This window comes from Pseudomonas hygromyciniae (assembly GCF_016925675.1).
Lineage (GTDB): Bacteria > Pseudomonadota > Gammaproteobacteria > Pseudomonadales > Pseudomonadaceae > Aquipseudomonas > Aquipseudomonas hygromyciniae.
Window position 1 is genome coordinate 4615625 of the sequence record NZ_CP070506.1, and the last position, 12906, is coordinate 4628530.

At 62.6% G+C, this 12906-nt stretch carries 10 protein-coding genes; 9 read left to right on the plus strand and 1 reads right to left on the minus strand.

What is annotated here, in order from left to right; translation table 11 throughout:
* Positions 1 to 48 precede the first annotated feature (48 nt).
* The 5 genes from JTY93_RS20650 (at position 49) to JTY93_RS20670 (ending at position 7224) form a co-directional block, all read left to right on the plus strand.
* Entirely contained in the window at positions 49 to 1017 is a 969-nt protein-coding gene (locus tag JTY93_RS20650) for a FecR family protein (protein ID WP_205476887.1), read from the plus strand.
* A 115-nt stretch (positions 1018 to 1132) separates the two neighbouring features.
* A complete protein-coding gene (locus tag JTY93_RS20655) occupies positions 1133 to 3700 on the plus strand; it encodes a TonB-dependent receptor (RefSeq protein WP_205476888.1) in 2568 nt (855 codons plus the stop codon).
* A 127-nt stretch (positions 3701 to 3827) separates the two neighbouring features.
* Positions 3828 to 4436, plus strand: coding sequence for a biliverdin-producing heme oxygenase (locus JTY93_RS20660; protein WP_205476889.1), 609 nt, complete (start codon positions 3828 to 3830; stop codon positions 4434 to 4436).
* Positions 4437 to 4554: 118 nt separating this feature from the next.
* A complete protein-coding gene (locus JTY93_RS20665; protein WP_205476890.1) occupies positions 4555 to 4959 on the plus strand; it encodes a YbaN family protein in 405 nt (134 codons plus the stop codon).
* Positions 4960 to 5085: 126 nt separating this feature from the next.
* Positions 5086 to 7224, plus strand: a complete 2139-nt coding sequence (locus JTY93_RS20670; RefSeq protein ID WP_205476891.1) for a methyl-accepting chemotaxis protein — start codon at positions 5086 to 5088, stop codon at positions 7222 to 7224.
* Between the two features lie 43 nt (positions 7225 to 7267).
* Here the strand turns inward: JTY93_RS20670 and JTY93_RS20675 are convergent, their stop codons facing one another.
* Complete coding sequence (locus JTY93_RS20675) at positions 7268 to 7831, minus strand: nitroreductase family protein (RefSeq protein ID WP_205476892.1); 564 nt, start codon at positions 7829 to 7831, stop codon at positions 7268 to 7270.
* Between the two features lie 148 nt (positions 7832 to 7979).
* On the opposite strand from JTY93_RS20675, the gene JTY93_RS20680 reads away from it, so the two are divergent.
* The 4 genes from JTY93_RS20680 to JTY93_RS20695 all read left to right on the plus strand — a co-directional run bounded on the left by JTY93_RS20680 (position 7980) and on the right by JTY93_RS20695 (position 12905).
* Entirely contained in the window at positions 7980 to 9410 is a 1431-nt protein-coding gene (locus JTY93_RS20680) for a di-heme oxidoreductase family protein (protein WP_205476893.1), read from the plus strand.
* Between the two features lie 31 nt (positions 9411 to 9441).
* Positions 9442 to 10506 (plus strand): imelysin family protein, encoded by a 1065-nt coding sequence (locus JTY93_RS20685; protein WP_029295394.1) that lies wholly within the window; start codon positions 9442 to 9444, stop codon positions 10504 to 10506.
* A 2-nt stretch (positions 10507 to 10508) separates the two neighbouring features.
* The gene (locus JTY93_RS20690; protein ID WP_205476894.1) at positions 10509 to 11606 is read left to right on the plus strand and encodes a DUF1513 domain-containing protein; all 1098 of its coding nucleotides are present in this window, start codon (positions 10509 to 10511) and stop codon (positions 11604 to 11606) included.
* A 135-nt stretch (positions 11607 to 11741) separates the two neighbouring features.
* Entirely contained in the window at positions 11742 to 12905 is a 1164-nt protein-coding gene (locus tag JTY93_RS20695; protein ID WP_205476895.1) for an efflux RND transporter periplasmic adaptor subunit, read from the plus strand.
* Position 12906: the final 1 nt, after the last annotated feature.

Below are 12906 nucleotides of genomic sequence, written 5' to 3' on the forward strand. Positions count from 1 at the left end.
AAATACGCAAGACACTGAATAAAACGTGGCGAAGACCCGAGGAACACCGTGACGGACCCGAACAAACTGCACCCCCATGAGCTGGCTCATGAGGTGTTGCAACATGCGGCCATGGACCAAGCCCTCGACTGGCTGATCGCGTTGCAGTGCCCGCAGCCTGGGCAGCAAGCCGAGTTCCAGGCCTGGCTGGATGCCGACCCGAGTCACGCCCAGGCCTTCGCCAAGGCCCAGACCGCCTGGGGCGGTGCGCCGGTGCACAGCGCCGCCGTGGCTCTCAATGCGCCGCGCAAGCCCAGCGCCTGGCGGCGGATCAAGCCGCATTGGAAGCCCTTGGCCACTGCTGCGGTACTGTTGCTGGGGCTGTTCAGCTTCAGCAATCTGCCAGTACGCCTACAGGCCGACCACTTGACCGTGGTCGGCGAGCGCCAGCGCCTGCAACTGGATGACGGCTCCAAGGTGCTGCTCAATACCAACTCGGCGTTTTCCAGCACCATCGACGAGCATCAGCGCATCGCCCGCCTGTATCAGGGTGAGGCGTTTTTCGACGTCGCGGCCAATCGTGGCCTGCCCCTGCAAATCGACGCCGGCCCGGTGCGCGCCAGTGTCAGCGATACGGCATTCGCCGTGCGTTATCTCAACGGTGAGGCGCAGGTGCAGGTACAACGCGGGGATGTCGACCTGAGTACCACCTTCGGCAACAACCGGGTGCGCCTGAGTGCCGGCGAGAGCATCCGCGTCGGCCCCAAAGGCTTCGGCCAACCGGCCAAGCTCGATGCCACTAAGGAACTGGCATGGGTCCAGGGCCGGCTGATCTTTGAAAACTGCCCGATGAGCGAAGTGCTGGCAGAGCTGCGGCGCTATTACCCAGGCTGGATCGTCAACACCAACGAGCAACTGGCCAGCGTCGCCGTGACCGGTAACTACCGCTTGGACCAGCCGCTGGACGTGGTGCGCTCCCTGGCCCACATCACCTCGGCCAAGCTCTCGGAGTTCCCTGCGCTCGTGATTCTCAACTGAGAATAATTATTTTTACTCGATAGCTCCTGCTGGTACGTCTCGTCTTAGCCAATGCAACTGATTCCTATTTGATTCAGGTTCGCAACTATAAGACTCGTCCCTCGGAGCGCTCTCGATGTCCTCTCGTTTCAACCGCCGGCCCTCTTCGCCCACGCTGTGCCTGCTGACCGCCGCCATCCTGCTGGCGGGCAGCCCGATGCTGACGGCCAATGCCGCCGAACCTGCGGCGCGCAGCCACGCCAATTACACCTTCAGCATCGAGCAGCAACCCCTGGTTTCGGCGCTCAACGCCTTTACCGCCGTCACCGGCTGGCAGATCGGCCTGCCCGCCGAACTGGGCCAAGGGGTTTCCTCCCCCGGCGCACGCGGTTCGCTGACCCCGGAAAAAGCTCTGGACCGGCTGTTGGTGGGGACCAACCTGAACTACCGCAAACTGGGCAACTACAATATCGTTCTGGAAAAGCGCACGGCGGGGAGTGCCATCACCCTGCAACAAATGACCATCAGCGCCACCCGCCAGGAACAGGCGGTAGACAGCGTGCCCAGCACCGTCACGGTGCATGAGCGCGAGGAACTGGACCGCCAGAACGTCAACACCATCCGCGAACTGGTGCGCTACGAGCCGGGTGTCTCGGTGGGTGGCGCTGGCACCCGCTCCGGTAATTCCGGCTACAACATTCGGGGGATCGACGGCGACCGTATCCTCACCCAGGTGGACGGCGTAGAGGTCCCGGACAACTTCTTCAACGGCCCGTATGCCAAAACCCGCCGCAACTATGTCGACCCGGAAATCGTCAAACGCGTCGAGATCATCCGCGGCCCGGCCTCGGCCCTGTACGGCAGCAGCGCCATCGGCGGCGCCGTCAGCTACTTCACCCTCGACCCGAGCGACATCATCAAGCCCGGCCAGGACGTCGGCGCCCGCCTGAAGACCGGCTACAGCTCGGCTGACGAAAGCTGGCTGACCTCCGGCACCGTCGCCGGGCGTGTGCAGGACTTCGATGGGTTGCTGCACCTGAGCCAGCGCAATGGCCACGAGATGGAATCCTACGACGGCAACAACGCCACCGGCCTGGCCCGCACCGGCGCCAACCCCGAAGACGTGCGTACCACCAACGTGCTGGCCAAGCTGGGCTGGAACTATGGCGACGACAACCGCCTGGGCCTGACCTACGAGAAGTACAAGGACGACCGCGACATCAATCAGAAAAGCGCAGTGGGCGGGATTTTCCTCGAAGGCCAGGGCATGAATATGTACCGTGACCGTCGCGGCAACGACACCATCACCCGCGAACGCTTTGGCCTGGAAAACAAGTTTGCACTGGACTCGCCGATTGCCGATCACATCAAGACCAGCCTCAACTACCAGATCGCCAAGACCGACCAGGCCACCAGCGAAATCTATCAGGTCGGCCGCCGCGTACTGCGCACCCGCGACACCCTCTACGAAGAAAAGCAGTGGGTGTTCGACGCACAACTGGACAAGGCCTTCGTCATCGGTGATACCGACCACCTGCTGACCTACGGCACCACGATCAAGCAGCAGAAAGTCACCGGTTCGCGCGAAGGCGCGGCGACCTGCCTGGCCGTCGGTGCCGGCTGTACCGCCATCGGCGCACCGAGCCCAACCCCTGCCGACAGCGTGAAAAAAGCCAGCGACTTCCCGGACCCGACTATCAACAGCTACGCGCTGTTCGCTCAGGATCAGATTAGCTGGAACGACTGGACCATCATGCCCAGCCTGCGCTACGACTACATCCAGCTCAAACCCAAGCTGACCGAAGAGTTCCTCAATACCACCGACCCGGACCGCAAGTACCCCCACAACAACTCGAACAAAACCTGGCACCGCTTCTCGCCAAAACTCGGCGTGACCTATGCACTGACCGAGCAATACACCTGGTTCGGCCAGTACGCCGAAGGTTTCCGCACGCCATCGGCCAAGGCGCTGTATGGCCGCTTTGAAAACCTTGACGAAGGCTATGTCGTCGAGCCCAACTCGAGCCTCAAGCCGGAAACCAGCAAGAGCTATGAAACCGGAATCCGTGGCCATTTCGATGCGGGCAATTTCGACGTCGCGCTGTTCTACAACAAGTACCGCGACTTCATCGACGAGGACAACGCTGCGCTGGGCCCGTCTGGCACCATCTTCCAGCCAGGCAATATCAAGCGCGCCACCATCAAGGGCATGGAAGTCAAAGGCCGCTTGAACCTGGACGCCTTCGGCGCAACGCAAGGCCTGTACACCAAAGGCGCGATTGCCTACGCCCACGGGCGCAACGACGAAACCGGCCAGCCGCTGAACAGCGTCAACCCGCTCAAGGGTGTGTTTGGCCTGGGCTACGACCAGCAAAACTACGGTGCGCTGGTCAGTTGGACCCTGGTCAAGAAACAGAACCGGGTCGACAGCGCCACGTTCTTTACCCCGACCGGCATCAAGGCCAACGGCCCCTTCAAGACCCCAGGCTTTGGCGTGGTCGACCTGACCGGTTTCTACAAAGTCACCGACGACCTGACCGTCAACGGCGGCCTGTACAACCTGACCGACAAGAAATACTGGAACTGGGATGACGTGCGCAGCTACGACGGTGTGGGTGAAGCCGGCGTGACTTCGCCAGCCAGCCTGGACCGCCTGACCCAGCCCGGGCGCAACTTTGCGATCAACCTGATCTGGGACATCTGACCCAAGCAACCTCACCCCGCCGGATTTATCGCCAGCGGGGTGAGGATTTTTTACTGTGACGCGTCTTCTTGTTCGTCTAGTAATAACAGCCTGGCAACAAGGCGCTTTTCCTTCTCAAGGACCCCCAATGACCGCTTCCACCACCGCAGAACGCGCAAGCCTGCGCTCCCAGCGCCTGAACCAGATCACCCACGAGCCGCACACCAAGCTCGACGCACTGGTCAAGGCCCACGCCCCGTTTGAAACCCAAGCCAACTTCGCCCGTTTCGTGGTCGCGCAATACCTGTTCCAGTCGGAACTGGTGGCGCTGTACAACGATCCCGAGCTGATCAAGTTGTTTCCAGACCTCGCCGAGCGCTGCCGCGCCGAAGCCGCCAAGCTGGACCTGGCCGACCTGGAAACCGAAGTGCCTGCCCCCGTGGCCGGTGCCGTGCAGAACCCGAGCAAGGCCGAGGCCCTGGGCTGGCTGTTCGTGTCCGAAGGTTCCAAGCTGGGCGCGGCGTTCCTGATCAAACGTGCCGTCGGCCTGGGCCTGAGCGAAACCTTTGGTGCCCGTCACCTGGGCGAACCGGCCGGTGGTCGTGCCGAAGGCTGGAAGCGCTTCACCCGCACCCTCGACAGCCTGGAACTGAGCGCCGAAGATGAAGCGGCGGCAGAGAAAGGCGCGGTGGATGCATTCGTACGCTTCACCGTATTGCTGGAACAGGCGTACGCTAGCGCCCCAGAACTGGCCTGATCCATTGCGGGTGTAGATGCTGGCTTGTGTGGATGCCAGCTCCCACACAAACCAGCGCCTACCTGGGCCTGCTCCGTATTCCAATTTTAAATTCTCATATTCCATACCCATTGCTCCCATGACCGGCTCAACCCAATCCTCCTCCAAACTCGCCCGAATCCTGTTCGGCCTGCTGGCCTATGTCAGCCTGGGGATCGGCTTGATCGCCATTGTCGTGCCGGGCCTGCCCACCACCGAATTCATCCTGCTCGCCGCCTGGGCTGCCACCAAAAGCTCGCCGCGCCTGAGCGCCTGGCTGGAAAACCATCGGCTGTTCGGGCCGATCCTGTTCAACTGGCGCAACGGCAAGATCATCGCGCGCCGGGCCAAGGTCAGCGCCACGGTAAGCATGTTGCTGTGTGCCGCCCTGATGCTGGTGATGCTCGATCACGGCTGGCCGATCTACCTGGCCATCGCCGGGATGAGCCTGGGCAATCTGTGGATCTGGTCACGCCCCGAACGCCTGGCGCAAACCACGACCTGAGCGCGCTACCGCTCATCGCCTGCCCCTCATGAATTACCCGTCGGTGCCGATGTTCCGGGCATAGCGCCGAATGGACTTGGCCGTTGCCCTGCTTGCACACCAACAAGTCCAATCGCGAGTAAGCCCATGTTCGACACCCTCTCCATCCGCTTGAAAATCGTGCTGCTGTCCGGCCTCTGCCTGTTGGGGGTGATTGCGCTGATCGTCAGCCTGAATATCTACCAGTCCAACCAGAACGACCAACTGACCAGCGCCTCCAGCTCGCGCATGCTCACCACCAGCGTGGAGAATCTGCTCCAGGCCAAGGCCGCCGAGCAGGCCGTGCAGGTACAAAAAGCTTTTGGCGAGAACCTGTTGGTGGTCACCGCCCTCGCCGACCAGGTCAAGGATTTGCGCAACATGGCCGCCAAGCGTTCGCTGGAAGCCGGGGCCGTGCGCGAGGAGCTCAACCAGCGGATCAAGACCGCATTCGAGCGCAATACCAAGGTGCTGGGGATCTGGTTGTCGTTTGAACCCAACGGCCTGGATGGCAGGGACAGCGAATTTGTCGACGACAAACTGCGCGCTTCCAACGAAGTCGGGCGCTTTTCCAGCTACTGGAGCCGCGCCGGCGGTGAAGGCCTGAACACGGTGATGGTGGAAGCGGACCTGACCAAGACCACCCTCAATCTCAGCGGTACGCCCTACAACATCTGGTACACCTGCCCACGGGATACCCGCAACGTTTGCCTGCTGGACCCCTACGCCGACGAAGTCGCCGGCAAGGCGATGCTGATGACCACCATCTCCCTGCCGCTGCTGGCAGATGGCAAAGTGATTGGTGTGATCGGCGTCGATATTGCCCTGGATGCCCTGCAAGCGGCGGCCAATACCGCGCAAAAAGAATTGTTCGATGGCGCGGGGATCATGGAAATCCTCTCCAGCAGTGGCCTGATCGCCAGCTACAGCGGCGAGCCGGACAAAGTCGGCAAGAGCATCGTTGATGTGCTGGGCGGCGAAGGCAAAGAGATCGTGCAGTTGCTGGCCAGTGACACGCGCAAGGTGCGCGAGCAAGACGATACGATCCGCGCGGTGTACCCCGTCAAGCCAATTGCCGATGCCAAGCCCTGGGGCGTGGTGATCAAGCTGCCCAAGCACGTGCTGCTGGCCGATTCGGTCAAGCTGCAAGCGGTGCTCGACGACGCCCAAGCCCGAGGCACACTGCAAGCGCTGCTGGTGGGCGCCGCAGCCGGCCTGCTGGGCCTGCTGCTGATGTGGCTGACCGCCACCGGCGTGACCCGGCCGATCAACAGTGTGGCCGCGATGCTCAAAGACATTGCCAGCGGCGACGGCGACCTGACCCAACGCCTGGCCTACACGAAAAAAGACGAACTGGGGGAACTGGTCAACTGGTTCAACCGCTTCCTCGACAAGCTGCAGCCGACCATCGCCCAGATCAAGCAGAGCATCACCGAAGCCCGTGGCACTGCCGATCAATCCTCGGAAATCGCACGCCAGACCAGCGAAGGCATGCAGGTGCAGTTCCGTGAGATCGACCAGGTGGCAACCGCCTCCAACGAAATGAGCGCCACCGCCCACGAAGTCGCCAACAGCGCCTCAAACGCTGCCAGTGCAGCTCGTGGAGCCGATCAATCAGCCCGCGACGGCTTGGCGATCATCGAACGCAGTACCCGCGATATCACCACCCTTGCCGAGGAAGTCAGCAAGGCCGTGACCGAGGTTGAAGCCCTGGCAGTCAACAGCGAGCAGATCGGTTCGGTGCTGGAAGTGATCCGCAGCATCGCCGAGCAGACCAACCTGCTGGCCCTCAACGCTGCGATTGAAGCCGCGCGCGCCGGGGAAAGCGGGCGGGGTTTTGCGGTGGTCGCAGACGAAGTGCGCAACCTGGCGCGACGCACCCAGGATTCGGTGGAAGAAATCCGCCTGGTGATCGAACGCATCCAGAGCGCGACCCGTGGGGTGGTGACCACCATGCATTCGAGCCAGAGCCAGGCGCAGAACAACGCCGGGCAGATCCAGCAGGCGGTACAGGCCCTGGGCAAGATCAGCGATGCGGTGACGGTGATCAGCGACATGAACCTACAAATCGCCAGCGCCGCCGAAGAACAGAGCGCCGTGGCCGAAGAGGTCAACCGCAACGTCTCGGCGATCCGTACCGTGACAGAGACCCTGACTGGCCAGGCGACGGAGTCGGCGGCAATCAGCAGCCAGTTGAATGCCTTGGCCAACCAGCAGATGAAACTGATGGATCAGTTCCGGGTGTAGACCCAAATACCCATGTGGGAGCCAGCTCCCACACAGTGTGAGGTCAGAGCCCGGTCCAGGCACTGACAAACGCGGTGATATCTTCCTTTGCCGCCGTACGCGGCGGGTTCTGCGCGGTCCCCAGATACAGGAAGCCAATCACTTCCTCACCCGCGCTCAACCCCAAGCCCTTGGCCACATGCGCCGAATACGACAACTCCCCGGTCCGCCACACTGCGCCAATCCCCTGGGCATACGCCGCCAGCAGAATGCCGTGGGCCGCACAGGCCGCTGCCAGCCGTTGCTCGGACTGCGGCACTTTGAAGTGTTCCTGCAAACGGGCAATCACCACCACCACCAACGGCGCACGCAACGGGCCGTTCTGCGCCTTGTCGATCACCCCTTGCGGGGCCGCGGGGTCTTGCAGGCGTGCCGCTTCGGCCAGCAGGGTGCCCATTTGCTCGCGGGCCGGGCCTTCCACGGTGAGAAAACGCCAAGGCCGCAACTGGCCGTGATCCGGCGCACGCATGGCTGCCGCGAACAGCACTTCGCGCTGTTCGGCAGTAGGCGCTGGGTCCAGCAAGCGCGGCACGGAAACACGGTTGAGCAAAGCGTCGAGAGCCTGCATTGGCCACCTCCAGGAAAAATGTGCGGCCATTCTAGCGGGAATGCATCAGATTGGAGCAAACGATAATTGCTCTTATTCAATCCGCCCCGCCCTGTTAGACTTTGCCCCCTGAATTTCATCCACCGTCGCCCGTCTTCCAGGATTATCGATGCCCCGTTTGCTGCTTCGCCTGTCTGCGCTCTTGATGGCCGTGAGCCTGAGTGCCTGCGATGACGCCGCGCCGCCGACGTTTACCCAGGCCGAGCCGGGTGAGGCGCGTTCGGGAGGCAGCACGACGGTCAGGAAGACGGACCAGAATGCCTTTTCGCTGCCTTCAGCGAACCTGACGCCGACCCGCCGTCTGGATTTCAGCGTCGGCAACAGCTTTTTCCGCAATCCTTGGGTGATCGCCCCGGCCACCACCACCGCCCGTGATGGGCTGGGGCCGCTGTTCAACACCAACGCCTGCCAGAACTGCCATATAAAAGACGGGCGCGGTCATCCACCCTTGCCCGAGGCCAGCAATGCGGTGTCGATGCTGGTGCGTCTGTCGATCCCGGATTCGCCGCCCTACGCCAAGCTCATCGAGCAACTGGGTATCGTCCCGGAGCCGGTGTACGGCGGGCAGTTGCAGGACATGGCCGTGCCCGGCGTGGTCCCGGAAGGCAAGGTACGGGTCGACTACACCCCGGTCAACGTCACATTCAAGGACGGCACGGTGGTCGAGTTGCGCAAGCCGAGCCTGCAGATCACCCAGCTCGGCTACGGGCCGATGCACCCCGATACGCGGTTTTCCGCCCGCGTGGCTCCGCCGATGATCGGCCTGGGTTTGCTCGAAGCCATCAGCGACGCAGACATCCTGCAAAACGCCAGCAAACGCCCGGACAAAAACGGCGTGTTCGGCCGCCCGAACTGGGTCTGGGATGATGCCCGACAAAAAACCGTCCTCGGCCGTTTCGGCTGGAAAGCCGGGCAACCGAACCTCAATCAACAAAATGTTCACGCGTTCTCGGGTGACATGGGCCTGACGACCAGCCTGCGCCCCTTCGATGACTGCACCGACGCACAGGTCGCCTGTAAGCAGGCGCCCAACGGCAACGGCGAAAATGGCGAGCAGGAAGTCAGCGATAACATCCTGCGCCTGGTGCTGTTCTATACCCGCAACCTGGCCGTACCGGCGCGCCGTGATGTCAACGAACAACAAGTGCTGGCCGGCAAGAACCTGTTCTTCCAGGCTGGCTGCCAGTCGTGCCATACGCCGACATTCACCACCGCAGCCAATGCCGCTGAACCTGAGCTGGCCAACCAGGTGATCCGCCCCTACAGCGACTTGCTGCTGCACGATATGGGCGAAGGCCTGGCCGATAACCGTACCGAATTCAAGGCCGGTGGCCGCGACTGGCGCACGCCGCCGTTGTGGGGCATCGGCCTGACGCAAAACGTCAGTGGCCACACCCAGTTCCTGCATGACGGCCGTGCCCGCAACCTGCTTGAAGCCGTGCTGTGGCATGGCGGTGAAGCCCAGGCGGCGCAGCAGCATGTGTTGTCGTTTAACGCCGAGCAGCGCGCCGCGTTGCTCGCGTTCCTGAATTCTCTATAAGCTTTGCCCCAATTATTGAAGGGAGCTCGACATGTTCCGTCCCAAGTTGTTGTTCACCAGCCTGGCCGCACTGGCCCTTGGCGCCTGCTCGCCGCAGGATCCGCAAGCAGTCACTTCGGCGGCCATCGCCAAGCAAGTGATCCTGCCGACCTACAGCCGCTGGGTCGAAGCTGACCGGCAATTGGCCGTCAGCGCCCTGGCTTACTGCCAAGGCAAGGAGTCCCTGGAGACCGCCCGCGCCGACTTCCTCCACGCGCAAAAAGCCTGGGCCGAGTTGCAACCGCTGCTGATCGGCCCGCTGGCCGAAGGCAATCGCGCCTGGCAGGTGCAGTTCTGGCCCGACAAGAAAAACCTCGTCGGCCGCCAGGTCGAGCAACTGGCCACCGCCCAGCCGCAGATCGATGCCGCCGCCCTGGCCAAATCCAGCGTCGTGGTGCAAGGCCTGTCGGCCTACGAATACATCCTGTATGACGCCAAGACCGACATCGCCAACGACGCCCAGAAAGCCCGTTACTGCCCACTGCTGATCGCCATCGGCGAGCGTCAGAAACAACTCGCCGAGGAAATCCTCGCCAGTTGGAACAGCACCGACGGCATGCTCGCGCAGATGACCAAGTTTCCTAACCAGCGCTACGCCGATTCCCACGAAGCCATCGCCGAACTGCTGCGCGTGCAGGTCACGGCCCTCGATACCCTGAAGAAAAAGCTCGGCACACCGATGGGGCGCCTGTCCAAGGGCATCCCCCAGCCGTTCCAGGCCGATGCGTGGCGCAGCCAGTCGTCCCTGCAAGGCTTGCGCGCCAGCCTCGCGGCGGCCCAGACCGTCTGGGTCGGGGTCGACAACAAAGGCCTGCGCGGTCTGCTGCCCGCCGACCAGAAGCCTTTGGCCGAGAAGGTCGATGCGGCCTACGCTGCTTCCCTGAAACTGTTCGACAGCAACCAGCGCTCGCTCAACGACCTGCTGGCCGACGACGCCGGGCGCCAGCAACTCAACGATATCTATGACAGCCTCAACGTCGTCCACCGCCTGCACGAAGGCGAGCTGGCCAAGGCGCTGGGCATCCAACTGGGCTTCAACGCCAACGACGGTGACTGATAATGCTCAGGCGACAGGCTTTGGCCATCGGCAGCGTGCTGCTCAGTGCAATTACCCTGGGCGGCTGGACGCTGTTCAAGCGCAAGGGCGACATCCCGCTGCTGCTATCGGCCCGGGATGATGGCGACGGCAAGCACTATGCAGTGGGCTATCGCCTGGATGGCACCCAGGTGTTCGCCACCCAGGTCGGCCAGCGCTGCCACGACATCATCAACCACCCGACCCTGCCCATCGCCCTGTTCGTGGCCCGTCGCCCGGGCACCGAGAGCTATCTGGTGGACCTGCGCGACGGCACGCTCCTGCAAACCGTGACGTCCCAGGCCAACCGGCACTTCTACGGCCATGCGGTGATCCACAAGAGCGGCGACTGGCTGTACGCCACCGAAAACGACACCACCGATCCCGGTCGCGGCTTGTTGGGCGTGTACAAGTTCGAAGGTGAGCGCCTGGTACACACGGGTGAGATTTCTACCCACGGCATCGGCCCGCACCAGGTGTCGTGGATGCCCGACGGTGAGACCCTGATCGTGGCCAATGGCGGTATTCGCACCGAGGCCGAAAGCCGGGTCGAGATGAACCTCAACGCCATGGAGCCCAGCCTGGTGCTGATGCAGCGCGACGGCACGCTGTTGAGCAAGGAAACCCTGGGCCAGCAGATGAACAGCGTGCGCCATATGGGGATCGCCAGCGATGGCACGATCCTCACAGGGCAACAGTTCATGGGCCCGTCAGAGGAGCGTTCCGAGCTGTTGGCGATCAAGCGTCCGGGGCAACCATTCGTGGCATTCCCGGTGGCCGACGAGCAATTGCAGGCCATGGGGCACTACACCGCCAGCGTCGCCGTACACAGCGAACTGCGCCTGGTGGCACTGACCGCACCACGGGGCAATCGCTTTTTTATCTGGGACATGGACAGCGGCGAACTACGCCTGGACGGGCCGTTGCCCGACTGCGCCGGCGTGGGTGCGGTGGCGGACGGATTTGTCGTGACCTCGGGCCAGGGCCGCTGCCGCTTCTATGATTGCCGACAGCCACAACTGGTGGCCAAGCCCCTGGAATTGCCGGCAGGGCTCTGGGACAACCATTTGCATCTGATCTGATCGTAGGCGCCGGCGTGCCGGCGCCTACAGGGGGAACTGACGGCTAAAAATGCCAGTTGGAATCCCCCAGGCACTCGGAGTAATGTGCCCAATCGTTCGTCTTCGTCTGCCTCAGTTTTTCCAAGGAACCGGAATATGCTGCGTCGTCGCATGCTGATCATGTTGGCCGTTGTGCTGTTAATCGTCCTGCTGCTGGGGGGCTACAAAGCCTTCTCCATTTACCAGCAGATCCAGGTCTTTTCCGCGCCTAAACCGCCGATCAGCGTGGCGGTGGCCACGGCGGTCGAACAACCCTGGCAACAGCGCCTGCCGGCGGTGGGCACGCTCAAAGCGTTGCAAGGGGTGAACCTCGCCCTGGAGGTTGCCGGCACCGTCAAGAGCGTGCAGTTCGAGTCCGGGCAGAAGGTCAACGTCGGGCAACCGCTGGTACAACTGGACAGCGCGGTGGAAGACGCCCTGCTGCAAACCGCCCAGGCCGACCTCGGCCTGGCCCAGCTCGATTACGGGCGCGGCAGCCAACTGGTGGGCAGCCAGGCGATCTCCAAGGGCGAGTTCGATCGGCTCTCGGCACAACTGCAAAAAAACAAGGCCACGGTCAACCAGCTCAAGGCGTCCCTGGCCAAGAAGCACATCCTCGCCCCATTCAGCGGCACCATCGGCATTCGCCAGGTGGATGTCGGCGACTATCTGGCCAGCGGCACGGTGATCGCCACGTTGCAAGACCTGAGCAGCCTCTACGTGGACTTCTATGTGCCCGAGCAATCGGTGCCCACGTTGGCCGTCGGCCAGGGTGTGCAAGTGCAAGTCTCGGCCTACCCGCAACTGACCTTCTCCGGCACCCTCAGCGCCATCAACCCCAAAGTCGAGAGCAGCACCCGTAACGTGCTGGTGCGGGCGACCCTGGCCAACCCGGACAACAAACTGCTGCCGGGCATGTTCAGCAGCCTGCAAGTGCTGTTGCCCGATCCGCAGGCACAGGTGGTGATACCGGAAAGTGCGATCACCTACACCCTCTACGGCAACTCGGCCTATGTGGTGGCGCAGAAGAAAACCGAAGACGGTAGCCTCGAAAAGGATGCCAACGGCCAACCGATACTGATCGCAGAGCGGCGCTTTATCGAGACCGGCGAACGACGCGACGGCCTGGTGCTGGTCACCAAGGGTCTGAGCAGTGGCGAGCAAGTGGTCAGCGCCGGCCAACTCAAGCTCGACACCGGCGCGCATATTGCTATCACCGCAGACAAAAACCTGCCGACCAGTCCTGGCCAACCTCCGCGCAACGACGGTTCAAGGAACTGAG